This is a genomic window from Snodgrassella communis (assembly GCF_914768045.1).
In the GTDB taxonomy this organism is placed as follows: domain Bacteria; phylum Pseudomonadota; class Gammaproteobacteria; order Burkholderiales; family Neisseriaceae; genus Snodgrassella; species Snodgrassella communis.
Genome location: NZ_CAJZCD010000004.1, coordinates 1 through 25,357 on the forward strand (window position 1 = coordinate 1; position 25,357 = coordinate 25,357).

19 protein-coding genes are annotated in these 25,357 nt (G+C 46.1%); 5 read left to right on the forward strand and 14 right to left on the reverse strand.

Annotated features, from left to right (window positions below):
• Positions 1-76 precede the first annotated feature (76 nt).
• Positions 77-298 (reverse strand): hypothetical protein, encoded by a 222-nt coding sequence (locus MJ761_RS05245; RefSeq protein ID WP_093091750.1) that lies wholly within the window; start codon positions 296-298, stop codon positions 77-79.
• A 512-nt stretch (positions 299-810) separates the two neighbouring features.
• On the opposite strand from MJ761_RS05245, the gene MJ761_RS05250 reads away from it, so the two are divergent.
• On the forward strand, positions 811-4,593 hold the full coding sequence (locus tag MJ761_RS05250; protein WP_093091752.1) for a hypothetical protein: 3,783 nt from the start codon (positions 811-813) through the stop codon (positions 4,591-4,593).
• A 143-nt stretch (positions 4,594-4,736) separates the two neighbouring features.
• On the opposite strand, the gene glmS is transcribed toward MJ761_RS05250, so the two are convergent.
• From glmS to MJ761_RS05290, 8 genes are all read right to left on the reverse strand, one after another.
• Positions 4,737-6,578, reverse strand: coding sequence for a glutamine--fructose-6-phosphate transaminase (isomerizing) (gene glmS, locus MJ761_RS05255; protein ID WP_093091754.1), 1,842 nt, complete (start codon positions 6,576-6,578; stop codon positions 4,737-4,739).
• Between the two features lie 399 nt (positions 6,579-6,977).
• The gene (locus tag MJ761_RS05260) at positions 6,978-7,259 is read right to left on the reverse strand and encodes a FeoC-like transcriptional regulator (protein ID WP_080701825.1); all 282 of its coding nucleotides are present in this window, start codon (positions 7,257-7,259) and stop codon (positions 6,978-6,980) included.
• A 519-nt stretch (positions 7,260-7,778) separates the two neighbouring features.
• Positions 7,779-8,084 carry a hypothetical protein gene (locus MJ761_RS05265; RefSeq protein WP_093091756.1) on the reverse strand — a complete coding sequence of 102 codons (306 nt, stop codon included), beginning with the start codon at positions 8,082-8,084 and terminating at the stop codon, positions 7,779-7,781.
• Positions 8,085-8,499: 415 nt separating this feature from the next.
• Positions 8,500-10,824: a Fe(2+) transporter permease subunit FeoB gene (gene feoB / locus MJ761_RS05270; RefSeq protein WP_093091758.1), complete on the reverse strand. Its 2,325-nt coding sequence runs from the start codon at positions 10,822-10,824 to the stop codon at positions 8,500-8,502.
• Positions 10,821-11,063: a FeoA family protein gene (locus MJ761_RS05275; RefSeq protein ID WP_037407550.1), complete on the reverse strand. Its 243-nt coding sequence runs from the start codon at positions 11,061-11,063 to the stop codon at positions 10,821-10,823. The genes feoB and MJ761_RS05275 overlap by 4 nt, the downstream gene beginning before the upstream one ends.
• A gap of 349 nt (positions 11,064-11,412) precedes the next feature.
• A complete protein-coding gene (glmU, locus tag MJ761_RS05280; protein WP_093091760.1) occupies positions 11,413-12,783 on the reverse strand; it encodes a bifunctional UDP-N-acetylglucosamine diphosphorylase/glucosamine-1-phosphate N-acetyltransferase GlmU in 1,371 nt (456 codons plus the stop codon).
• Positions 12,784-12,866: 83 nt separating this feature from the next.
• Positions 12,867-13,136: a hypothetical protein gene (locus tag MJ761_RS05285; RefSeq protein ID WP_093091762.1), complete on the reverse strand. Its 270-nt coding sequence runs from the start codon at positions 13,134-13,136 to the stop codon at positions 12,867-12,869.
• A 71-nt stretch (positions 13,137-13,207) separates the two neighbouring features.
• Positions 13,208-13,852: a pyrimidine 5'-nucleotidase gene (locus tag MJ761_RS05290; RefSeq protein ID WP_093091764.1), complete on the reverse strand. Its 645-nt coding sequence runs from the start codon at positions 13,850-13,852 to the stop codon at positions 13,208-13,210.
• Between the two features lie 94 nt (positions 13,853-13,946).
• Between MJ761_RS05290 and MJ761_RS05295 the strand changes: the two genes are divergently transcribed.
• The 4 genes from MJ761_RS05295 to fba all read left to right on the forward strand — a co-directional run bounded on the left by MJ761_RS05295 (position 13,947) and on the right by fba (position 18,775).
• Entirely contained in the window at positions 13,947-14,954 is a 1,008-nt protein-coding gene (locus tag MJ761_RS05295; RefSeq protein ID WP_093091766.1) for a thiamine ABC transporter substrate-binding protein, read from the forward strand.
• Between the two features lie 163 nt (positions 14,955-15,117).
• The gene (locus tag MJ761_RS05300) at positions 15,118-16,653 is read left to right on the forward strand and encodes an ABC transporter permease (RefSeq protein ID WP_093091979.1); all 1,536 of its coding nucleotides are present in this window, start codon (positions 15,118-15,120) and stop codon (positions 16,651-16,653) included.
• Positions 16,647-17,582: an ABC transporter ATP-binding protein gene (locus MJ761_RS05305; RefSeq protein WP_093091768.1), complete on the forward strand. Its 936-nt coding sequence runs from the start codon at positions 16,647-16,649 to the stop codon at positions 17,580-17,582. Before MJ761_RS05300 ends, MJ761_RS05305 begins: the two co-directional genes overlap by 7 nt.
• Before the next feature lie 128 nt (positions 17,583-17,710).
• Positions 17,711-18,775, forward strand: coding sequence for a class II fructose-bisphosphate aldolase (gene fba / locus MJ761_RS05310; protein WP_037407455.1), 1,065 nt, complete (start codon positions 17,711-17,713; stop codon positions 18,773-18,775).
• A 99-nt stretch (positions 18,776-18,874) separates the two neighbouring features.
• Here fba and hpaC read toward each other — a convergent pair whose 3' ends face one another.
• From hpaC to ffh, 5 genes are all read right to left on the reverse strand, one after another.
• Complete coding sequence (gene hpaC / locus MJ761_RS05315; RefSeq protein WP_239366470.1) at positions 18,875-19,405, reverse strand: 4-hydroxyphenylacetate 3-monooxygenase, reductase component; 531 nt, start codon at positions 19,403-19,405, stop codon at positions 18,875-18,877.
• A gap of 1 nt (position 19,406) precedes the next feature.
• Positions 19,407-19,859 carry a homoprotocatechuate degradation operon regulator HpaR gene (hpaR, locus tag MJ761_RS05320; protein WP_037407454.1) on the reverse strand — a complete coding sequence of 151 codons (453 nt, stop codon included), beginning with the start codon at positions 19,857-19,859 and terminating at the stop codon, positions 19,407-19,409.
• Positions 19,860-20,161: 302 nt separating this feature from the next.
• Positions 20,162-23,008, reverse strand: coding sequence for a valine--tRNA ligase (locus MJ761_RS05325; RefSeq protein WP_093091770.1), 2,847 nt, complete (start codon positions 23,006-23,008; stop codon positions 20,162-20,164).
• Between the two features lie 355 nt (positions 23,009-23,363).
• Complete coding sequence (locus MJ761_RS10940; protein WP_218060208.1) at positions 23,364-23,657, reverse strand: SEC-C metal-binding domain-containing protein; 294 nt, start codon at positions 23,655-23,657, stop codon at positions 23,364-23,366.
• A 139-nt stretch (positions 23,658-23,796) separates the two neighbouring features.
• Complete coding sequence (gene ffh, locus MJ761_RS05330) at positions 23,797-25,155, reverse strand: signal recognition particle protein (protein WP_093091774.1); 1,359 nt, start codon at positions 25,153-25,155, stop codon at positions 23,797-23,799.
• Positions 25,156-25,357: the final 202 nt, after the last annotated feature.

Below are 25,357 nucleotides of genomic sequence, written 5' to 3' on the forward strand. Positions count from 1 at the left end.
TATTGGTACAATCATAAACGGTTACATTCGTCGTTGGGCTATTTGCCTCCGGTAGAATTTAACAAACGGCTACCCCTTAATTTTGTTGTTTGAATAGGTGTTGCCATTCCACTGGTTTTAAATAAGATATGCCATTAGCAATAGTATGGGAAATATTGTTATTAAATTCCTCATCTATCGACAAACCAAAGTGCGTAAGCTCAAAACCATAAACACAAATATAAGTAAAAAATGCGACCAGAAAAACCAACATCGCAATCTGGTATTTGTCATTCTGGCTAGTCTCAACATACTGCATTCAGCATCGCCTTAGTTAAAATAAAACTTATGGTTTGATGATATATATTGCACAGACTTGCTTAACATAAGCATAAAAATTCTGTGCATAAACTAAAGCTTATTTTTCCAATACAAAATTATATTCTAAATTTTATGGTGTAAATTATCAAAACAGCACGTTACGGCTAGCGTACCGCTTGTGGATAACAAAGAATGCACAAGGTTAGCGCTGTTTCCTTCTCCCTTAATAGAAAGCCTTGCCCCCCAGTGCCATAAGTATCTATTAGCAACGCATAGCGATTAGACAGGTCGGTTGAAAATTTGCACGGTTGCAAACCCGTCAATGACGTTTGGTCATGGCGGGTTTTTATGTATTTATTATATATAAGACTGATTGAAATTCTTAAGAAAATTTATTTATTTATAAATAGTATATAAATGACTTATCTAAAATTAATTTATGTAGAATAACGGTAAATTTAGTTTTGTGTAGCGCTTGAAATTTGTCAATATATATTGAAGGAAGAAGAAATGGGAAAGAAAGCTCGATTAAAAAGGGAACGTAGAGAAAATCAAGAAAAAAATATATTTAAAACAATGATTCAACAAAAAGAAGATATTCAATTCGTATCAAGTATTAATAAAATGAAATTATTATTCAGACAATATAAACTTTTAGATATAGCATTGGCGATTAGTGTATCAGAACTGTGGCCAATGAATGTTACGAGTCCCGCCAAACATGCATTGGCTTGGTCGATATTACTGGAACTATCCGAAGATGAAGTAGAGGCAAAATCTATTTCAGACTACAAAGAATTTAGCTTTTTCCTTACTGAGCTTTATAAAATATGGCCTGAATTTCCATCTTTAGAAGACTACTCTCTTCAAGCTGATTGGGGGCAAATTAAGGTACGTCTTGGTTCGGAATTTGTGCCTATTTTCTATGGTAGTGATCTTAATCGTGTGCCGGATTTTATTGAATCATTTCGGATCAGTTTTGCAGATAACCCTGAGGCATTGGCAGATATGGATCTTGTCATTGCCATTCAAAGCTATATGATTAATTCCTTTGATGGTTTTGCTAATGTGGATGTCTCCCAACCAGAAAAAGGATATGTTGAAGTGCCGCCGAAAAATTTCTGGTATTCATGTACTAAAGCACTGGTACAAACAAGACAGGAAATAAATAAATGGGTCAATGAAAACAGTGACAAGTTAATAACATCATTTGGCACTTCCTATAAAGATTTAACTCAAAAAAAATTTGTTAATAATTTTCTTGAAGGTTTTATTGTACCTTATATATTTTTGTCAACAGATGAGCTGTTAATCCCGATATCAGTACGCCAATTACCGGGTAAAATAATTGATTACTGGGCAAATAAAAACATAAATAACAGTTCTTATTTACCCCATATAAAAATTGCTGAGTTTTTAGATAAACGTTTCGCAGATGTTTATGGGTGTAGAGAACCAATTTTTATACAAATTGATAAAGAAATTATTTCAGATTTAAGAATTAGTTGTGTTGTCGGGGGAGAGAACCTATTGCATTTAATCTGTTATTGTAAACATAATTTTTATCAGGCTGCTGTAAATGCAACAAACAAAATTTATATAAAGTTGCAAAAAGAAGCAGAAATATTTTTTATATTATCAAATAACCAAATAATAAACTTAAAGGAAATCGGTAAATCAAAATATTGTGTGGATGATATTCGTATTACACTGGTTTTGGAACAAAAAAAATTAGGTAGATCTTCTGTGGATATACCTCAAGAACCGGCACAATTTTTACCATTAGCTGATTTTATTTCAATTTATGATTCAATAAAAACAATAGATGAAATCGAACAGTTAATGCAATATATACATGATAGGTTTGATGAATCAGATTCAGTCACGCAAATGTACAATCGACTATTATCTAAAGTAGACTGGTATGCTAGCTTTTGTTTTTCTAAAAATATTTCATGTGATGATTATTTTTCTGAATACAATATAAATTTAGTTAGCCCTTGTTGGGGAAATTATTGGCGATTTAAAAAGTTAGCTCAATTTTGGCATGAAGCACCAGAAAGATTTCCGGACAATGAATTAACTTGGGAAATAACAAGAAATCAAATATGGTCAATAAATAAAACAGATGCCATAAAAGGATTAGTATCTTTTTGGAAACCTTTTTATGCCTATTCTACAAATGTGGGTACTTGTACAGTACAAGCCATGTATAATTTAAAAGAAATGGTAAACATAGCAAATTTAGAAATTCACGGTTATTTTGCTTATTTGATAATCAATGTAATTACTCAAAACAGAGATTTATTAGTTAAGATGCCTTTTATGCAACAAAAACATATAGTTTTTGAATGTAAAGCAGATAAAAGATATTTGCGTAATTTTAAATTACATGAAGAAGCAATATATAAAAATGATAAACTGCTTTCTCAAGTAAGATTAATTGATGGGAATAAATATCTTTTAGTGTTTAATCCTAAAGTATTGTATTTTAACTCAATAAATATTAATAATAATTCTTTTGAAATTAGATGTTTATTGGAGTTGCTAAAGAAATGCCATGAACAAAAAAAGATGAAATTAGCTGAAAATTTCATTACTTTGATTACTGAACAGGCCTCAAAACCACAAAAACTTCAATTTTCAAAGTTTATACATGATGTTGAAGTTCCAATTAATGATTTAACTGTTTTGATTACTGAACAGGATATGATTCAGGTTAAACGAAAAATTGCTAATACACTATTCAGTAAGGGTTTGAAACCTGGAAGATACCAAGCAGATGAAGCTAAACCAAAAATAAAAGCTATCTGTGATTATTTAAAAAGAAGTATCGAATCAATGTTACAATCATTCAATAAAGAATCATTAATTATCAGGTGTATTGAACAATTAAATGCTGCTCTAGTAGTTGAAAATACAAAGCTTTTGAATATAACACAAGATTTGTTATATTCGAAAGAAGATAATGGCGTAAAAATAGCAGATAGTATCAGAACCAAAAATTTAATTTCAGCAGTACGTTATAGATATCTATTAGAAAAAGTAGTTAGTTTACATATACAAGGCCAAATCAGGGTAACTGATGATGCTTTGCGAGAGTTATATTGTTATGTTTATATTTATTTTTCTTTTAATTCTGCCAGTGATGTTTTACATCATAGCATTGCTGATGGTGGACTGATTATAAGTGAGGATTATATTCCAAATGTTTTTTTTATAAATAATTTTGAAAATGATATGTCTAAATTTCAGCAAGAGCATACTAAAAATTTATTAGGTTTGGGTGTTAATACTGACGATAACATAAGTGGTTTAAATGCTGATTTGATTGACAATAATGAATTTAATCAATTATATCGAAATGAATTGGGCTTTGAATATTGGAAATTATTATTTGTTTTAATTATATTGACTCAACCACAACGGCATGGTTTAAGCCAAAAGATAGATTTAGTTTATAATTCTAGTTTAGAAAATTTATTAATTACTCTTCAAAAGTATATAAATTCAATTACAGAAGAAGAAGCGCGCACAATTGTTGAATTTTTAACCTTACCTGAAACTAAAATTCTTCAGTTAAGTAGTAAAAATCATAATGAAAATGAAGTACCGTATTGGGAGTATAATAAACGGCCTTATCGACATTCACTCAGACCATTAGTCTATTTTAATAACAAATTTTATTGGGGCGCTGAATTAACTTATCGTACCCTGCAAATATGGCGAAACAATTTACACAATGGCTTCCTGCCAGCAGATTTCAACTGGCCTAATATTAAACGATATGTAAATGGTATTAAAGTTGAGCTAGAAAAGAAACTGGAAAAACACACTATTGAAATATTTAAGAGATATACGCAATATGTTGTAGGTGGTTTAGATTTTTACGACAGGTTTAAAGCTGAAAGATTTGATGATGTGGGCGATTTTGATGGACTGGCGTATTGGCCAGAGATAAATGTTTTAGTATATGCTGAATGTAAATATATCAAACCAGTTTTTGTTATAAAAGATAGTCGCCGCTTACGCGATGAAATATTTGGAAGTAAAAAAGATGCACATATGAAGAAAATCGCCAAACGGCGCGCATTTGTTCAGAAAAATAGACAGCGTATGCTTGAGTTGCTTGGATGGCCTGTTTCTGAAAAACCAGAGATTAATATAGAATTATATATTAGTAAGGATTTACATTTTTGGATGGTTGCTCCACCTGATGATGTACCAACTAAATTTGTCTGTATCGAAAAATTAGATAGTTGGATTAAAACTCATATTTTAAATCAAGATTAATTTAGTATATTTTAAATCTGGATTAAATATATCTTAATTTAAACTTTAAATATTTGTTAAGTTAATTTTAAAAACCCAGTGATGTTTTTAAAGGCATCACTGGATTTTTTATATTTCAATAAATTGTGATGAGAAAGTAATACCTACTCCACTGTCACCGATTTCGCCAGATTGCGCGGTTTATCCACATCGGTGCCACGTGCCAGTGCGGTGTGGTAGGCCAGTAGCTGTACGGGTATGGTGTGGACGATTGGGGAGAGTACGCCCATATGGCGCGGGGTGCGGATGATGTGGACGCCTGCGCCGGCGGTGAATTCGCTGTCAAGGTCGGTGAAGACGAAGAGTTCGCCGCCGCGTGCTGCTACTTCTTGCATGTTGGCTTTGACTTTTTCCAGCAGGCTGTCGTTGGGCGCAATGACGACGACGGGCATGTTCTGGTCTACCAGTGCCAGTGGGCCGTGCTTGAGTTCGCCGGCGGGATAGGCTTCGGCGTGGATGTAGGTGATTTCTTTGAGTTTCAGTGCGCCTTCAAGGGCGATGGGATAGTGGATGCCGCGTCCCAGGAAGAGGGCGTTGTTTTTGGCGGCAAACTGGTTTGCCCAGCTGGCGATTTGCGGTTCGAGGTTGAGTACGTGTTGTACGCTGCCGGGCAGCAGGCGCAGTTCGCTGGTGTATTGTTCTTCTTCTGCAGGGGTAACCAGTCCGCGCATTTTGCCCAGTGTTACAGCTAAGCCAAACAGGGCTACTAGCTGGGTGGTAAAGGCTTTGGTGGAGGCTACGCCGATTTCGGCGCCGGCACGGGTATACAGTACCAGTTCGCTTTCGCGCGGCAGGGCGGATTCCATGACGTTGCAGATGGACAGGCTGTGCTGTATGCCAAGTGATTTGGCATATTTGAGTGCTTCCATGGTGTCGAGGGTTTCGCCGGACTGGGAGATGGTGATGATGAGTTGCTCGGGGTCGGCGATGACTTTGCGGTAGCGGTATTCGCTGGCAATTTCGACATCGGTGGGTATCTGGGCGATGGCTTCGAGCCAGTAGCGCGCGGTAAGGGCGGCATAGTAGGAGGTGCCGCAGGCAAGGATTTTGATGCTGCGGATGCGCTCGAAGATGCTGGCGGCGCTGGCGCCAAAGTTTTCTGGCTCAAAGCCGCCAACGAGAAATACTTCGGCGGTGTCGGTGATGGCTTTGGGCTGTTCGTGGATTTCTTTTTGCATGAAGTGGCTGTATAGCCCCAGTTCGAGAGAGGCGAGTGACAGCTCGGACATTTTGATTTCGCGCTGTGCTGGCTGGTTGTGTTTGTCGAGCAGGGTGTCGATACCTTGTGTGGACAGCTGGGCGATGTCGCCATCTTCGAGGAAGACGACGCGACGGGTATAGGCGATAACGGCGGAGACGTCGGAGGCGATAAAGCTTTCGTTTTCACCCAGTGCTACTAACAGGGGGCAGCCCATGCGTGCAGCGATGAGTTGGTCGGGGTTGTCTTTGGCGATAACGCCGATGGCGTAGGCACCCTGAAAGCGTTGGCACGCGGTCTGTACGGCCTGAAACAGGTTGCCGCTGCTGGTGTGGGTGTATTCGTAATGAATGCTGTGGGCAATGACTTCGGTGTCGGTCTGTGAGGTGAATTCATAGCCCAGTGCTTGGAGGCGGCTGCGTTCGGCTTCGAAGTTTTCGATGATGCCGTTGTGGACGATGGCAATCTGGTCGTTGGAGATATGCGGGTGGGCGTTGGGTTCGGTAACGCCGCCGTGGGTAGCCCAGCGGGTATGGCCGATGCCAAGGCAGCCTTTGAGGCCGGCGGCCTGTGCGGCTTCTTCCATGAGTTTGACGCGGCCGACGCGGCGCACGCGTTCGATGCTATTTGGTGTCCATACGGCGATGCCTGAGGAGTCATAACCGCGATATTCCAGTCGTTCAAGACCGCTGGTAAGAAATTCTACTACGTTATTCTGAGCGCGAATGGCGCCGACTATGCCACACATGGTTTATCCTTTTGCTACGAACAGGCTGAGTGGTGCGGATGCGGGGTTATGGTGAGACGGGCTATGCTGTTGCTGGTTATGGGCTAATGCAGCAGTGGTAGTCTGTCTGGTGTGCATCGCGGCGCCTGTTGATGCTGTTTCTATTTTGTTTGAGAAGATGATTGTAATGGAAATGACTGGTTTGCACAGTAGTGTTTGTTAATGGTGGCTGATGCTAAGCGGTAGGTATGGCTATGTTGATGTTTTGTGGTTGTGGGTATTTTGAATAAATTATCTTTATTTATCAAATGCGTTATTTTTGTGCTGCTGTGTTGCCAGTTATTTGTTCTGGTTAATATGGATTTGACATTGATTTATGCTGTCACGTTGCTAATGTGTTTTGACTTAGATAGGGGGTAGTCAGGTGCTGTGATTAATTGGGTTGATGGGGATGGTTGTATGTGGGCTGGTGGTGATTTGATAGATTTTTTTTACGCCGTCGGGGCAGGCGATGCAGTCGCTGCATTTGTTCTGGTTACAGGCGGGCTGGCTGGGGGTAAGCTGGCGAATGGTGCCTTTTCTGAGCCAGAAAGCGAGCATTTGCTCCATGGCACTTTCCTGTACTTGAAAATGGCGCGCTAAATCTTGCAGGCTAGCCTGTCCGATGGTGTGGAGGTAATCGCGAATGGCGGTGATGAGCATGTGCTGGTAATCCTCTGGTGGGTGGTTCCTGTTGGTTGAGCTGTTGAATATTGAATAAATAGATAGTGATGATGGGGAAAATATCACTATTTGTTTGGGTAAAAATGTCCATACTATTGCAAACACTTTACAAGGTGTAAGTAACTTATTGCTAATGGCTACTCTATTGATATAAATCTGATAGCCCGAAACATTAACGGGGTTGTTAAGGTTGGTGCTCTGAAGCAGTTAGATGCCTTTACTATCATTACCCATCTGGCAGCCACAGAACGGGCTTTAAATGCCGTTGGTGGCTATCTTGAAAGCTGATTATGATTGTTCAGTTTTTTAATCGAGGAAAAGGTGGCGCAGCTGGATCCGTTAATTATTTGCTGGGGCGTGACCGCTGCAGGGAGGGCGCTAAGCTATTGCGAGGTAATGCCGATGAGTAGGTGGTGTCTGTCAGATTAGGTTTGAGCTAGTACAGCTAAACAATGAAAAAAATCCAAACGGGCTTTTTTTAGCTGTACTGGCTCATTATTATTCTTGTTCTATATGCTTTTTTGTACAAGGAGGAAAGCACCATGTTAATTGTTCTTTAACCTCTTCAAGTGCATTAGAGAAATCAGTTGTTTGTAGATATGATGGTCTCAATTCAGGATTTAAGCTATAAACAAGAGCAGATATATTAGAAATATTGTGTATGGCCTCAGCACATAGGCTAACGGTTATATCTGGGAAAAATTGATGTTCATGGCGAAGAGCAAATGCAAAAGCATTTATTGCCTGCATAAGCTCATCAGCTTTTTTTTCAATCTCGATCAACTGTGTTTCTTGTTTATTCATAATCCATTACCAATGATGATTCGCGGCACTTTCTGGTAAGTCAAAAATTCCATTTTGACCTTGGTAGTACCTAAATGCTGCATGGTATTGATGATAGGCTATATATAGTGATTAATTTTGAACGCTGTTCAATATCGAATCTTCAATATCAAATGCCGCTGTTGGGTTCTTCTGGAAGGTTAGCGCACAATGATGTTTAAGTCAGCTCATGCCTTATCTGTCCATTTGACTTGCATTTTTCAGCTCAGTTAGTAACTCGGTTCGGCGATGCGAAGCAATGGTAATTACTTCATTATGTGTATGTCATGTTTTGCTTTTCAGTGCAGCGTCAACTTTTTAGTTAGCCACTGGCTATGGTCATCGGTCTGCTGTTGAGTGTCAATATGTTTGATAGTTGGTAAAAATAGTTTGCTATTTAGTGGCAGCCGTTGTTTGTGCTGCGCGGGCTGGTTTTTATGGTTGGCTGGCTGGTCTGCCACCGGCTGCCGATGAGTTTCATGGCGCAGACGATGATGCTGAAAAGGCAGGCTACGCCGGCAATCCAGTAAGGGGCGCTGGTGCTGTGGCTAAGCTGATGGTATTGGTAGTAGATGGTGGCGCAGCTCCAGCCGGTGAGAAATGTCCAGCCGGCGACAAACAGCATCCAGCGCGCGCCTGCTTCGCGGTAGATGGTGCCAAGGGCAGCGGCGCATGGGGTGTACAGTAGGATGAATATGAGGTAGGCCATGGCTGCGGTACTGCTGCCAAAGGAGGCTTCTAGTTTGGTAATGGTTCTGGCGCTGATGTCCATATCCTGCTGTACGCTGTCGGCGCTCTGGTCCAGTGCGCTGAAGCCAAGGGGGTCGAGGAAGGAACTGGCCAGTTCTTTGATGTTGGCGGGAATGGTTTGCAGGGCTTTGATGACGCCGGCTTGCAGGTTGAAGTGTTCTTCGCCGCCATTTTCTTCTGCTTTCATGGAGTACAGGGAGTTGAGGGTGGCAATGACGGCTTCTTTGGCAAAGATGCCGGTAAATATGCCTACGGTAGCCGGCCAGTTGTGTTCGCTGATGCCCATGGGGGCAAATGCCGGGGTGATTTTCTGGCTGGCTACAGACAGGACAGACTGGCTGCTGTCGTTGTGGCCGAAAGAGCCATCGCTGCCGAGTGAGTTGAGCAGGCTGAGGATGGTTACCATGAGGACGATGGCCTGTCCGGCGCGGAAGATAAAGCCTTTGAGGCGTGACCATGTGAGGTAGAGCATGCCGCGCAGGGTAGGCAGACGGTAGGCGGGCATTTCCATGATGAATGGGGTGATGGCGCCCGGCAGTAGGGTGTGTTTGAGAATGAAGCCGGTGAGGATGGCTACGGCTATGCCGAGCAGGTAAAGGATAAATACGACGGTAGAGGCGTTGTGGGGGAAGAAGATGACGGCAAAGAGGGTATATACCGGTAGTCTGGCACCACAGGACATGAATGGAATCATGCTGATGGACATGAGACGGTCGCGGGTGCTGTCGAGGGTGCGTGTGCCCATGATGGCTGGTACACCACAGCCGAAGCCTACCAGCATGGGTACGAAAGCTTTGCCTGGTAAGCCGATGGCGCGCATGCCTCTGTCGACTACCATGGCGGCACGCGCCAGATAGCCGGAATCTTCGAGAAATGACAGGCACAGGAACATGGCGGCGATAACGGGAATAAAGGTGGCGACGGTCTGTATGCCGCTACCGATGCCGTTGGCGAGGATGGCAATCAGCCACTCTGGCGCGCCAATTCTGGTGAGTAGGGTGGAAAAGCCGTCGACAAATATGGTGCCGAAAAGGATGTCAAAAAAGTCGATGAATACGGAACCGAATTTTACTGCCAGCATGAACATGAGGTACATGACAAGCAGGAAAAATGGGATGCCGCTGTAGCGACCAAGGGTGATGCGGTCGATTTTGTCTGAAAGTGACAGGTTGGCTTCGCGTGGTTTTTCGATAACGCTACGGCTTAGCTGGTCGATGGCGTCGTAACGGGCGCTGGCCAGTGCGATGTCGATTTCGTGGTTGCACCAGTCGGACAGGGCATCGCGGCACTGTTGTAAGGTGTGGTTTTCTGCTTCGCTGAGGGGGATGGGATTTTGTTTGAGTAGCAGTTCAATCAGTGCCCACTGGTCGAGCTGGTGAACGGCGCTGTCTGCGGGCAGTTGTGCCAGATGGTTGCGGATGATGCTGCTATGTTTGCTGCCAAGGGTATCCAGCTGTGGGTTGGCTGGTACGGGATGGGTAATGGCTGCGGTTATGGCTTGTTGCAGTTGGGACAGGCCGGTTTTTTTGGCGGCAGAAATGGCGATAACCGGACAGCCGAGCTGCTGGGTAAGGGTGCTGATGTTGATGTTTTCGCCTATGTTGTGCAGGGCATCCATCATGTTGAGTGCCACTAGCATGGGACGTTTCAGGTCAAGTAGCTGAAAGGTAAGGTATAGGCTGCGTTGCAGGTTGGTGGCGTCGATGATGTTGATAATCAGGGTGTCGGGTTCGTTGAGGACGAATTCGCGCGCTATCATTTCGTCCTGTGAGGCGGCTATGTCTAGGTTTTCGATGGCATAGGTGCCGGGAAGGTCGACGATTTCAATTGGTTGCTGGTTTATCTGGATGCTGCCGGTTTTGCGCTCAACGGTGACGCCCGGCCAGTTACCTACTTGCTGGCGGGAACCGGTAAGGGTGTTGAAGAGGGTGCTTTTGCCGCTGTTGGGATTACCAATTAATGCAATTTTCATTTTTTTACCTCAACTACGCTAATGGCTTTTGCTTCGCTACGCCGCAGACATAGGTAGAAACCACGGGTTTTGATTTCCAGCGGGTCGCCCATGGGTGCGGTGCGGATAACGGTGACGTGGCTGCCGGGGGTGATGCCCATGGCTAACAGGCGGCGGCGAAATGGTAGGGATTCTGGCAATAGGTGGGTAATCACTGCCGGTTGCCCAAACGGTAGTTGATCGAGGGTAAGTGTTGACACTGCGCTAAACCTTTGGATATAGGTATTTTGTTGTTGTTTTAAGTGGGAATCATTTTTATTGTGCATGATATTACGTTTGGTTGTTAATTTGCATGCATGGATGGCTAAGTGAAGCAGTTTTGTTAGGGGTTTGTGTCAATAATATGGCTTTTTATGTAATTATTATGCGGTTTATGATTCTGTTTTATTTAATTTTGTTGTGATTATGTGTTTTGTGTATCTGGTTTTTGAGTGTTTAGTTGATGTTTGATGGGCTGTTTGTGTGGGTGAAGAAGGGTGGCGGTAGGCAGCCATCAACTCGTCATGCGGTTTTAGCATGATGGGTTGATGGTGTGAATAAGGAGGGGGATTACCCTTTGGCTGGTTTTTCAGGACGCTGCCATTCTGGCAGGGTGGTTTGGCGGCTGCGCGCCAGTGTGAGTTTGTCGGCTGGGCAGTTTCTGCTCAGGGTACTGCCGGCGCCGGTGGTGGCGCGGTCGCCGATGGTGATGGGCGCAATCAGCATGTTGCCGGAGCCGATGCGTACCTGATTGCCGATGGTGGTGCGGTATTTGTTGACGCCATCGTAGTTGCAGGTGATGGTGCCGGCACCGATGTTGCTGTGTTCGCCGATGGTGGCGTCGCCCAGATAGGTTAGGTGGTTGGCTTTGCTGCCATAGCCGATGATGCTGTTTTTAACTTCGACAAAGTTGCCGATGTGTACGGCGTCGCCAATCTGTGCCTGTGGGCGCAGACGGGCAAATGGACCAATCTGGGCATTGCTGCCAATGATGCAGTTATCCAGATGGGAGTTGGGGTGAATGGTGGTGCCGGCGCCGATGGTGGCGTTTTTAATTATGCAGTTGGCTCCGATGGTTACGTTGTCGCCCAGTTCTATGTTGCCTTCGAGTACGACGTTGATGTCGATTGTTACGTCCTGTCCGTGGGTGAGCTGGCCGCGTAAATCGAAGCGTGCCGGGTCGCGCAGGGTAACGCCGGCCTGAAGCAGGGCGGTGGCCTGCTGCTGTTGCAGGATGCGTTCTAGTTGTGCCAGTTGCTGTTTGTTGTTTACACCTGCTGCCAGCCATGAGGTGCGTACCTGTAGCGGATGTACGGGGATGTTGTCCTGCTGTGCCAGTGCAATTACATCGGTGAGGTAGTATTCCTGCTGGGCGTTATGGTTTTGCAGGGCGTTGAGCCATTGTGCCAGTTTGTGATTGGGCAGTACGAAGATGCCGGTGTTGGTTTCGCGGATGGCTTTTTCGGTGCTGGTGGCATCTTTTTCTTCGACAATGGCTATAACGTTACCTTGTTCGCGAATGATGCGGCCATAGCCGGTGGGATTGTCGAGTACGTCGGTCAGCAGGCCGATATCTTCACCGGCAATGCTGAGTAAATTCTGTAAGGTTTGCTGGTCAATTAGGGGTACGTCGCCATACAGGATCAGGGTACGTCCGTTGCTGCTCAGGTGTGGCAGTGCCATTTTTACTGCATGGCCGGTACCCAGCTGCTGGTTTTGTTCAACCCAGTGCACATCTGCCTGAATGCGTTGCCGCACTAATTCTTTACCATGGCCGATGACGACGCTGATGTTGTCGGGGTGCAGGCTCTGGGCGGTGTGGATAACGCGCTGGAGCATGCTGATGCCACCGATTTCATGCAGTACTTTGGGCAGGCGGGAGTACATGCGGGTGCCTTTGCCGGCAGCGAGGATAACGATATTAAGGGGTGTAGTAGGCATAAATCAGTATGTATTCAGATGTTTAAACGGGCTGCCGGAATTCATGTCTGATTCTGGCAGCCCTGTATGTGGGTGTAGGTGGATTATTCGGCACTGCTGTCTGGGTTTGCCCAGTGGGTATGTGCCGGTAGTTTTTCGTTGGCATCACCTACGCTGGGTTTCATGACATGAGGTTCGGGACGCATGCTGTTGTAACGCATGTTGTGCGAGTAGGTACCATCCTGATATACCACTCGTGTACCCGGCTCGTATTTCTGGCGCAGTCTGGTTTGGCCGGTGGCATCCTGATAGGTTTCCCATGTACAGCCACTGAGAGCCAGTAAACCGCATAATAAACAGATTCCCGCACGCATGGTGTTGTCCTTTGTGGTTGGTGATTTATAGGCTGTTATTGTAGAGAATTTGTGTGCTGGCGTATAGCGTCTCACAATAGGTCTGAGGCGATGTGCAGTAGGCTGGACATGTCTGGGGCTGTGGCATTGATTTCAGGGGTGGGATGGCTGTGCTTTCCATACCATACGGTACGCATGCCCAGTGTATGTGCGGTTTTCAGGTTGGCCAGACTGTCATCTACCATGATGCATTGTTGTGGCTGTATATGCAGCTGCCGGCACAGGTTGTGGTAGGCTTGAGGGTGGGGTTTGTGGTATAGCTCAAGGTTGTCTGTGCCAAGCAGGGCATGGAAGTGTGGCTGAATTTGCATGGCGCTTATGAGTGCCTGCACGTAATGGCTGGGCCCGTTGGAAAAAACTATTTTGTGTCCGGGCAGGTGTGCCAATGTGTACTGTAGCTGTGGCATGGGCTGCAACAGGGGCAGAATCTGCGCCAGTGGATGACAGGCAAGCAGAAAGTCGTGCAGGTTTATTTGGGGATGATGCAGTCTGAGCCCCGCCAGTGTGGCGCCGTAGTCCTGCCAGTATTGCTGGCGCAGTTGTGAGGCTGCTGCGCTGTTTATGTGCAGGTTAGTAGCCAGATAGGCGGTCATGTGCTGATTGATAATGCTGAAGATGCCTGCATCCGCCTGATGCAGGGTATTGTCAAGATCGAAGAGCCAGTAATGGGTTGTCATGATTTGTAAGTTGGCGTCAGGTTTGTACTATGTACACGTAAAACAGGTATGATTGTACACAGGATATGGATAATTTTAAGTACAGGAGGCTGGGATGAAGGCAGGTAGGTGGTTAATCGGGGCATTATGTATGCTGATGACCGCATGGGCACAGGCGCAGCCTGAAGTGCGTCTGGCAGTGCATGATTCTTTTGCTTTGCCGAAAAATGTTCTGGCTCAGTTTGAGCAGGATAATCAGGTTAAGTTAACTGTGATTAAGGTTGGCAGTGGCAATGAGATGCTTAATAAGCTGATTTTAACGCGTGCCAAACCGATTGCCGATGCGGTGTATGGTCTGGATAACAGTAATATCAGCAAGGCACAGCAGTTTAAGCTGTTTGCTGCCAGCCAGCCGGCCAGCCGCGCGGTAAACGTGGACTTGCCGCAGGTGCTGGCAGTGGATTATGGCTATATTGCTATTAATTATGATAAGGCATGGTTCCAGAAACACAAGAAACCTTTACCGCGCTCGCTGCAAGAGCTGGCCAGCCCGGCTTACAGGGATTTGCTGGTGGTACCTAGTCCGGCCACTTCAACGGTGGGGCTGGGGTTTCTGCTGGCCAATATTGGTGGCCTCGGTGAACAGGGTACGTGGCAGTGGTGGGCAAAAATGCGCCAGAACGGGGTGAAAGTGGCCAAGGGCTGGAGTGAGGCTTATTACACTGATTTCACGCTAAATGGTGGTAGCCGGCCGATGGTGGTGAGCTATGCTTCCAGTCCGGTAGCCGAGGTGTATTATGGTAAAGGCAAATACGAGACGCCGCCAACTGGGGATTTGCGCTTTAAGGGTGCGGTATTCCGCCAGATTGAAGGTGCTGCGGTGCTGAATAATGCCAGCCAGCCGGTACTGGCGGCGAAGCTGGTGCAATATCTGCAAAGCAATCAGGTACAAAGTGCCATACCTACATCAATGTGGGTTTATCCGGCTGTGAAAGGGGTGAAGCTGCCACCGGTATATGCTCATATGAGTATTCCTACTATTGTTGCCCAACCGAGTATGGCTGATATGGCCGCAAAACAGCAAGGCTGGGTAAAGCAGTGGGTGAAGGTGGTGCAACGCTAGGCAGATGTTGGGCGCTGCTCTGAAATAGGGCTGTCTGCCATCGCTAGATTAGGGAGTAACAACAGGGCATGGTGGTGCCCTGTTTGATTGTACAAATGGTGAGTTTAAAGGTAATGAACAGGTGCATATGAAGGTAAACGGCATTAAAGCAAACGCTGGTGGTATGGCGCAAAAATTGCTGCTGGGAATGCTGTTACTGTTGCCGCTGCTGTTTTTACTGGCTGTGGTGCTGCTGCCGTTGTGGACGATGCTGCAACAAACGGATGCAGACAGTTTCCGTATGGTTTGGCAGGATGAGTATTTGCGCCGCTTACTGGGCTGGACAACTTGGCAGGCCGCTATCAGCAGCGGGCTGACTTTGTTGCTGGGGGTGCCGGTGGCGTGGGTGGTTACCCGTTTGCAGTTTGCAGGCCGAAGCTGGGTGTTGCGTTTGCTGATGCTGCCGTTTGTGATGCCAACGCTGGTGGCTGGTATGGGGATTCTGGCACTGTTCGGGGCGCAGGGGCTGTTGTGGCGTGGCTGGGAAGAAACACCGTGGTTATTGTTGTATGGCAATGTGTTTTTTAATCTGCCAGTGATGGTACGTGCGGCCTATCAGGGCTTGTGTCAGGTACCGGCGACGCGTTTGTATGCGGCGCAGACTCTGGGTGCAGGGGTGTGGCAGCGTTTTGTTTATGTTGAGTTGCCGCAAATGTTGCCGTGGTTGGCCGGTGGTATGTGCATGGTGTTTTTGTACTGTTTCTCTGGTTTTGGTTTGGCTTTGTTGCTGGGGGGGCAGCGTTACATTACGCTGGAAGTGCAGATTTACCAGCTGATTGCCTATGAGCTGGATATGGCACAGGCCGGTGTGCTGGTGCTGTGGACGCTGGCAACGACTTTTCTAGCTGGTGTTGTGTATGCCTGTCTGAGTAAATATACGGCACAAACGGCAGTGGTGCAGATGCGACCTCCACAAAAACCGACTGCACGGCAGAAACTGGCGCTATTGCTGGCATTGCTGCTGTTGCTAGGCTGTTGTGTGCTGCCGCTGCTGGCGGTTGGCTGGCGTGCTGGGCTGGCGGGCAGCTCATGGCTGGTATTACTGGAAAGCACTACATGGCAAGCGTTTTGGAATACTTTGCGCTTTACTGCAATGGCAATGGTGTTAGCGCTGCTGCTGGGTTGTACGCATGCGGCACTGGCGCGGCGGCTGGTGTGGTTGCGCACGCTAACTTTCTTGCCGTTTATGGTGTCGCCTGTGTGTGTGTCGTTTGGACTGTTATTGTGCTACCCGGATTGGGCGGCATCATTAAGCATGCTGGTATGTGCCTATGCGCTGCTTGCCTATCCGTTTATTACTAAGGATGTGCTGGCGGCGTGGGATAGTTTGCCGCGTAGTTATACGCAGGCGGCGCGGACTCTGGGAGCTAGTCGCATACAGGTGCTGCTGTATGTGATTTTACCGCTGTTGCGTCCGGCTATACAGCGCGGGCTGGCACTGGCGGCGGCTACCTGTGTCGGGGAATTTGCGGCCACGCTGTTTTTATCGCGGCCTGAATGGCAGACGTTAACTACGCTGATTTATTATTATCTGAGTACAGCAGGGCGTGATAACTATGACCGTGCGATGGTGCTGACCTTACTGCTGATGTTGCTGGCAATGCTGATTTTTGCCTTGCTGGAGTGGGGTAGAGACAGAAAGGAACAACGCATATGCTGAGCTGGCGGCAGGTTCATAAGAAGTTTGCTGGTAAGGTGGTGGCAGAGGGTTTAAGTCTGCAAGTGGCCGATGGCGAGCTGGTGGCGGTATTGGGTGAGAGTGGCAGTGGTAAGTCGACTTTGCTGAATATGGCAGCAGGTCTGACGAAACCGGATAGTGGCAAAATATTGATTAATGATACAGATGTCACTTTCTTACAGCCAGAACGGCGCCGTATCGGATTGATGTTTCAGGACTATGCTTTGTTGCCACATCTGAATGTCTGGCAGAATGTAGCTTTTGGCCTGCGTATGCATGGGGTAAGTAAATCAAGCGCCCGGCAGCAGGCACAACAGCTTTTAACTGAAGTGGGGCTGGCTGAGGCAGCTACTCAGCCGGTAGGGGTATTATCCGGCGGGGAGCGGCAACGGGTAGCGTTGGCGCGGGCATTGGTTCTGCAACCACAGGCATTGCTGTTAGATGAACCTTTTTCAGCACTGGATACGACTTTGCGTGCCAGTTTGCAGCAATTAACCTTGCGTTTGCTACGCCAGCAGAAATGCCCTACTGTGTTGGTTACTCATAGTCCGCTAGAGGCATTTGCGCTGGCTGATCGCATTTGCCTACTTAGGTATGGTCGCTGGGTGCAGCAGGGTAAGATTTCTGAATTGCTGGCGCAGCCGGCAGATGCTTGGGCTGCGCGTCTGCTGGGCTGCGATAATGTCAGTGATACCTGCTATATACCGCAGAATGCGCTGCAATACGACCGGCAAAACGGGGTGCAGGTACAGGTAATTGAGGTGGGTTTAACCGCCAGATTATATGATGTGAAGTTGCTGCATCCGCAATACGGGGTATTACGCTGGTGGCTGCCACTGCATCAGGCAGTGAATGCAGGTGACTGGCTGCCATTGACTGTACGACGCGAACAAGTCGTTTTTTTTCAATAATTCCTGTGGTTATTTGTTTAGATATGGGTTTGCCGAATAGTTTATGCTCAAGCCTACAAATATGGCTCATGGTGGTATAATTACGCCGAATTTTTACCCATTATTGCTAAGTACACACGGAGAATCTCATGGCTTTAGTTTCTATGCGTCAACTGCTGGATCATGCTGCTGAAAACAGTTATGGTCTGCCGGCGTTTAATGTCAATAATCTTGAACAAATGCGCGCGATTATGGAAGCGGCCGATGAAGTTAACGCTCCGGTGATTGTGCAAGCCAGTGCCGGTGCGCGTAAATATGCTGGTGCACCATTTTTGCGTCATTTGATTCTGGCAGCTACTGAAGAATTTCCGCATATTCCGGTGGTCATGCATCAGGATCACGGTGCATCGCCAGAAGTTTGTCAGCGTTCTATTCAGCTGGGTTTTTCATCAGTTATGATGGACGGTTCGCTGCTGAGTGATGCTAAAACACCTTCAACTTATGAGTACAATGTGGATGTTACGCGTAAAACTGTGTATATGGCACATGCCTGCGGGGTATCAGTTGAGGGTGAAATCGGTTGTCTGGGTAATCTGGAAACGGGTGAAGCCGGTGAAGAAGATGGTGTAGGCGCTGCTGGTAAGCTCAGCCATGAGCAGATGCTCACCAGTGTGGATGAAGCTGCGCGCTTTGTGCAGGATACGGGTGTAGATGCGCTGGCAATTGCTATTGGTACCAGCCATGGTGCCTATAAATTTACCCGTAAGCCAACTGGTGATGTATTGCGTATTGACCGCATCCGCGAAATTCACGAACGCCTGCCCAATACCCATTTGGTGATGCATGGCTCCAGCTCGGTACCGCAGGAGTGGTTACAGGTTATCAATGAGTATGGTGGCAATATTCCGGAAACTTACGGTGTGCCGGTGGAAGAGATTGTGGAAGGGATTAAATACGGTGTGCGCAAAGTAAATATTGATACCGATTTACGTCTGGCCAGTACGGGAGCCATCCGCCGTTTTCTGGCTACACATCCGGCAGAATTCGATCCACGCAAATACTTTACTGAAACCATTAAAGCAATGAAACAGATATGTATCGATCGCTATGTCGCATTTGGCGCTGCTGGTCATGCAGACAAGATTAAACCGATTTCTTTGGAAAAAATGGCTAACCGCTATGCAGCGGGTGAGCTGGTACAGATTGTAAAATAAATATTTCTGCCAGTGATAACGGACTGTACCTGTATGGACGGTCCGTTTTTGTTTATCAGTGCTAACAGGTAGTAATAGCCAGTTTGGTAGATAAATGATTTAGCCGTAGCTTGTTTGATCTGTTAGTGCAGTAGTTTGAGCAAACTGCCGCTGAAAATACACCAACCCCTGATTTTCCTGCGAATTCACGTGGATATGTTCAATGGCTATATAAAACACGCTGTGACTGCCCATATCATGGCTGTCGATAATATGACCATGTAAATGTGCCAGTGCACCTACTAGCTGAGGCTGGGTGGTATGCTGATGATTTTGCCACTCATTCTGCAAAAAGCGCTCAGTTGCTGGAATAGATGTCATGCCGGCAAAGTGTTCGGCTACATCTTGCTGTGTAGTGGCCAGAACATTAATACACAACTGCCTGTTGGCACGCAGAATTGGCTGAATACGCGCATTGCGGTTAATACATAATAAGAGTGTGGGTGGGGTGTCCGTTACTGAGGTGACAGCAGTGAGCGTGATGCCATAACGGCCGGCAGAACCTTCTGTGGTGACGACAAATACTGCTGCCGCCACTTTGGACATGGCTTCCCGGTATTGCAAAGCCATAGCTGAAGATGGTTGATCCATGTTATCTGGCTTCTTTTTCTTCTTTATCAACAGCGATATTGGTAAATTCTTTCAGCAGTTTACCCAGTTGTTGCAGCTTTTCCTGAGTAAAGCGCTGTTCCAGTACTTTGTAGCGCGCATCTACTTCAACACAGAAATCCTCATACAGTTTTTCTCCTGTTGGTGTCAGTTTCAGAAATACTCTTCGCTGGTCATTGGAGGGTTTGAGGCGAACCACATAATTCAGTTTTTCCAGTCGCGTCAAGATACCAGTGAGGCTTGGGCGCAGAATGCATGTCTGTCTAGCCAGATCCTGAAAATCCATGATACCATTTTCTGCCAGTAGGCGGATAATACGCCATTGCTGGTCGGTGATGCCGATATCGTTCAGCATGGGGCGAAAATGGGAAAGTAATGCTTCACGTGTCTGAATCAGGACGATGTTGAGGGACGAGTATTTAGATGTATTTACCATCTTATTGCTCCAATCTTTCAGTATATCCAGTTCATATGTCTTTGGAATAATAGACCAAAAAACAAATCATTATTGCTGAATTTTACATAAGATTATTATAAAATAAAATAATAATGTGTAAATCAAATACAAATTAAATATATTGTACTTGCTTAAATGTATGTTTTTAAAAAAATAAATTATTTTCGCCTAATATTAAATTATACTTAATTGATATGAAAATTTGGTATGAAAAACCACCAGACTGAGCAAATATATATGCTTATGGTCTGGTGGTTGCTATGACAAAGTAAATAATTTAATTAGCGGTATTTCTGCAATTGCAAGTTGATTTTGGCCATTTTGTCCTGCAGTTGTGCCAGTTCGCTACGGTCTTTCTCTACCAGATGTGCCGGTGCTTTATCGGTATAGCCCGGTTTGGCCAGCTTAGTAGTAATTTTATCAATGTTTTTCTGGAGTTTTTCTGCTTCTTTTTGCAGACGTGCGGTTTCGGCAGCTTTGTCTATCTCTACTTTCAGCATCAGGTGTGCGCCCTGACATACTGCTACAGGAGCATCATCACTTTCCGGCAGCTGTGCTATTTGTCTGGCTTCACTCAGGCGAGCCATAAGCAGTAGATAGGGCAATAATGTGCTCAAATCTGTTGAACTTTCTACCAGCAGCGGCACTTTTACACTCATGGCCAGCCCCATTTCACCACGCAGATTACGTACGGAATTCACCAGCTCCTGCAAATAATGCATCTGGTTTACTGCCTCGGTATCAGTCAGGCTGTTGTCTGCCTGTGGCCATGCTGATAGCATGATGCTTTCGGTATGCTTTGCATTGGCCAAAGGCGCGATGGTTTGCCACAATTCTTCCGTAATAAATGGCATAATCGGGTGCAGCAGCCGCAACACCACTTCCAGTACCCGTACCAGTGTACGCCGTGTTGCGCGCTGTTGTGCTTCGTCACCACGCTGGAGCTGGGTTTTGGCCAGCTCTACGTACCAGTCGCAGTACTCATTCCAGATAAATTCATACAGTGTTTGTGCGGCCATATCGAAGCGGTAGGTATCCATTGCTTCGCTCACTGCGGTGATAGTCTGTTGCAGTCGGGTCAGCAGCCATTTATCAACGAAACTGTAGTTTAATGGCAGGCTTTCGTTCTGTCCGCAATCATGATTTTCAATGTTCATCAGAACAAAACGGCTGGCATTCCACAGTTTATTGCAGAAGTTGCGATAGCCCTCGGCACGTTTGAAGTCAAAATTAATGCTGCGACCAAGGCTGGCATAGCTGGCCATGGTAAAGCGCAGTGCATCTGCACCAAATACCGGAATGCCATCAGGGAAAAGTTTTTGTGTGGCTTTGATTACTTGTGGCGCTTTTTCCGGCCGGCGCAGGCCAGTTGTGCGTTTTACCAGTAGTTTTTCCAGATCAATGCCATCAATCAAATCTACCGGGTCAATCACATTGCCCTCGGATTTAGACATTTTTTTGCCTTCATGGTCGCGCACCATGCCATGAATATAAACATCATGAAATGGTACTTTACCAGTGAAGTGGGTAGTCATCATAATCATGCGCGCTACCCAGAAGAAAATGATTTCATAGCCGGTTACCAGTACCTGAGACGGCAGGAATGCCTGCAATTCGGGTGTGTCTTGCGGCCAGCCCAGAGTAGAGAAGGGTACTAGTGCGGAAGAAAACCATGTATCCAGTACATCTTCATCGCGGGTTAATACTGCATCTGTTCCGGCCTGTGCACGTGCTTCGGCTTCATTGCGTGCAACATATACGCGGCCGGTCTGGTCATACCAGGCCGGAATCTGGTGTCCCCACCATAGCTGGCGCGAGATGCACCAGTCCTGAATATTGTTCATCCACTGGTTATAGGTATTTACCCAGTTTTCCGGGATAAAGCGTACCTGTCCGCTTTCCACGGCATGGATACATTTTTCGGTTAAGGTTTTACCTTTGAATTCTGATTCTGGTTCCGGATGGGCAACATTATTGTTGGCACTGCGGGTCATGGCGACAAACCACTGACTGGTGAGCATCGGTTCAATCACACTGCCGGTACGGTCGCCTTTTGGCGTCATCAGTTTGTGTTCTTCTATCTTAACCAGTAAGCCTTCTGCTTCAAGGTCGGCTATCATCTGTTTACGTGCAGCAAAACGATCTAAACCAGCATATTTCGCCGGCAGGTTGATAGCTGTCTGTGCCTGCCCCTGAAAATCAAACACTTCTGCCTGCGACAGGATTTTGGCATCCAGACTCAGTACATTAATCAGTACAGTTTGGTGGCGTTTACCCACTTCGTAATCGTTAAAATCGTGTGCCGGTGTGATTTTTACACAGCCAGTGCCAAAGTCTTTATCCACATATTCATCGGCAATCACTGGAATAGTGCGGCCGGATAATGGCAGGATTACCTGTTTACCAATAAAGCCGGCATAGCGTTCATCTTCAGGATGTACAGCCACGGCTACGTCGCCTAGTAAGGTTTCTGGGCGGGTAGTGGCTACAATCAGGGCATTGTTCGGGTCGTCAGCCAGTGGATAGCGGATGTGCCACATATGGCCGTTTTCCTCGATGTTTTCCACTTCCAGATCGGATACCGCTGTACCCAGTACCGGATCCCAGTTTACCAGCCGTTTACCACGATAAATCAGTCCCTGCTCAAACAGGCGTACAAATACTTCGGTTACCACCTCAGCACGGACTTCGTCCATGGTGAAGTATTCACGGCTCCAGTCTACTGAGCAGCCGACGCGACGCATTTGCTCGGTAATGGTGCCACCGGAGAATTTTTTCCAATCCCAGATTTTGGCAATAAACGCTTCACGACCCAAATCATGGCGGGAAATATTTTCCACAGCTAGCTGGCGTTCCACCACAATCTGGGTAGCTATACCGGCATGGTCGGAACCGGGTATCCAGCAGACGTTTTCGCCTTTCATGCGGTGATAACGCGTTAATCCATCCATGATGGTCTGGTTAAACGCATGTCCCATATGCAGGGTACCGGTAACATTTGGTGGTGGCAGCTGAATAGCGAAAGAGGGTTTACTTAAATCTAGAGACGGGTCGAAGTAGCCGCGCTGTTCCCACTGCTGATACAAACGGGTTTCGATTTCACTGGGAGAATATTGGGTGTTTAACATGGTTACTGAGTTAGGAAAAATCAAAAAATAAGACTTCAATTATAACTCATGCATTAATGCATGGTTTAAGATGATGCGCTTTTGTTAGCGTCTGAATAATATGGCAGCAAACTACGCGTTATTAGTGTGCGAAAGTAAATAAGATGAGTAATGATTTGTCGATAAGATCGGTGAAAAAGTGAAGTGCAGTGTATATCGGTATGGTGATTGGCTGATATTGGTGACAGCATAGCCCAATTGCTGTATCTGTTGATTATTTGCCCATCAATCAGCTATGCAAAAGCAATTAATAATTTTCCGGTATGCTGGTAACACTAGTAGCATACCGGAAGATAGCAATTAAAGGCTGATTAAATCAGTAACGATACAAGTGGCAGACATCAGCGGAAATAGTCATGTCTGTTGCTGCCATCGAAAGCAGCCTGTTTTTAGGCAACATTTTTTGAAAGCTGCGGCCAGAACCGCATGGACAACGATCATTGCGACCCAGCTTTTCATGCAGAATTTTATCGCCATGAACAATCCGTACTAATCCGCGTTTAACGCTGGTTTCGGACGGGAAACCTTTACGGCGTTTACTGGTTGGCTCGAAAAAAGCCTTTATCGTTAAATTTACGCATAATATTACTCCTTTTTTAAGTAGAGTGATTGAACAGAAAAAATCAACTGTCCTAAATAATTTACAATAAAAATATCAGTATGTACAGGCTGAATTAAAACTGTCTGTTGAGGTGGCACCGATAGTAGAAATAAAAAACTGCCTGAACTAGTCAGGCAGTTTGGGATGATTATTGAGGGATGATGCCTTTTATGCCTTTGGCCAGACGCATCAATTTACCCATTCCGCCTTTAGTAAATGATTTCATCATTTTCTGTGATTGCTCAAATTGTTTGAGCATTTTGTTTACTTCCTGCACGGTAACGCCAGAACCATTGGCAATGCGGCGTTTGCGGCTGGCTTTAATCAGCTGTGGGTTGGCACGTTCTTTGGCTGTCATTGAATTGATGATGGCTTCTACCCGGCTCATGGCTTTTTCTGCTGTGCCTTCCGGTACCTGTTTGGCCATTTGTCCCATGTCGCCCGGTAGTTTGGCCATAATCGATTCAATCCCGCCCATTTTGCGCATCTGCTGAATCTGTGCTTTAAAGTCATTCAGGTCAAAACCTTTGCCTTTATGCAGCTTTTTGGCCATCTGCTGTGCGGTTTTTTCATCAATGCCTTTTTGTACATCCTCAATCAGTGAGAGTACATCGCCCATGCCAAGAATGCGTGAAGCCAGACGATCAGGATAAAATGGTTCCAGACCATTGATTTTTTCGCCGACACCGATGAACTTAATCGGTTTGCCTGTTACATGGCGTACTGATAAGGCAGCACCACCACGGGCATCACCGTCCATTTTGGTTAATACTACACCGGTTAGGGGCAGGGTGTCATTAAAGGCCTGTGCCGTGTTTACAGCATCCTGCCCTTGCATGGCGTCCACCACAAACAGTGTTTCCACGGGATTAATTGCTGCATGAATCTGCTGGATTTCGTCCATCATTTTCTGGTCAATAGCCAGCCGACCAGCGGTATCGACCATTAATACATCATAGAAATGTTTTTTGGCGTGATCCAGTGCATTCAGGGCAATGCTAACTGGTTGTTCACCTTCATGAGATGGAAAAAAATCCACCTCAACCTGCTGAGCCAGCAATTTTAACTGTTCAATCGCTGCTGGTCGGTACACGTCGGCGGAAACCACCAGCACTTTTTTCTTTTGTTCGTTTTTCAGCAGCCGTGCCAGTTTGCCTACAGTGGTGGTTTTACCTGCCCCCTGCAAACCCGCCATCAGGATGACAGCCGGCGGTACCGCGGCCAGATTCAGGCTGCTGTTCTCAGTACCCATCAGCTCGGTAAGGGCGTCATTCACCACCCCGATAAATGCCTGTCCTGGTGTGAGGCTGCCAATGACTTCCTGCCCAACTGCACGTTCTTTTACAGAAGCCATGAAATTTTTTACAACTGGCAGGGCAACGTCTGCTTCCAGTAGCGCCATGCGTACTTCGCGCAGGGCATCTTTAATATTGTCTTCACTCAAACGCGCCTGTCCGCGCAGGGTTTTCGCAATTTTACTAAAGCGATCGGATAAATTGTCTAGCATCGAAACCATCTCCAGCTATGTGTAAGCAGCCTGTATATATCGGGTGAAAATTGGCTGTTGTCTGTAATTGACGCAATAAATGGGTAGGACAAGAAGCGATTTGGTTATAAAATGGCGTCCTGTTGCGATGCCTGCCCAAGTCTGGAGCAGGCATCGTGATAAATAAATGCCTATTTTACACTATGCGCGCCAAGTTTTGGCG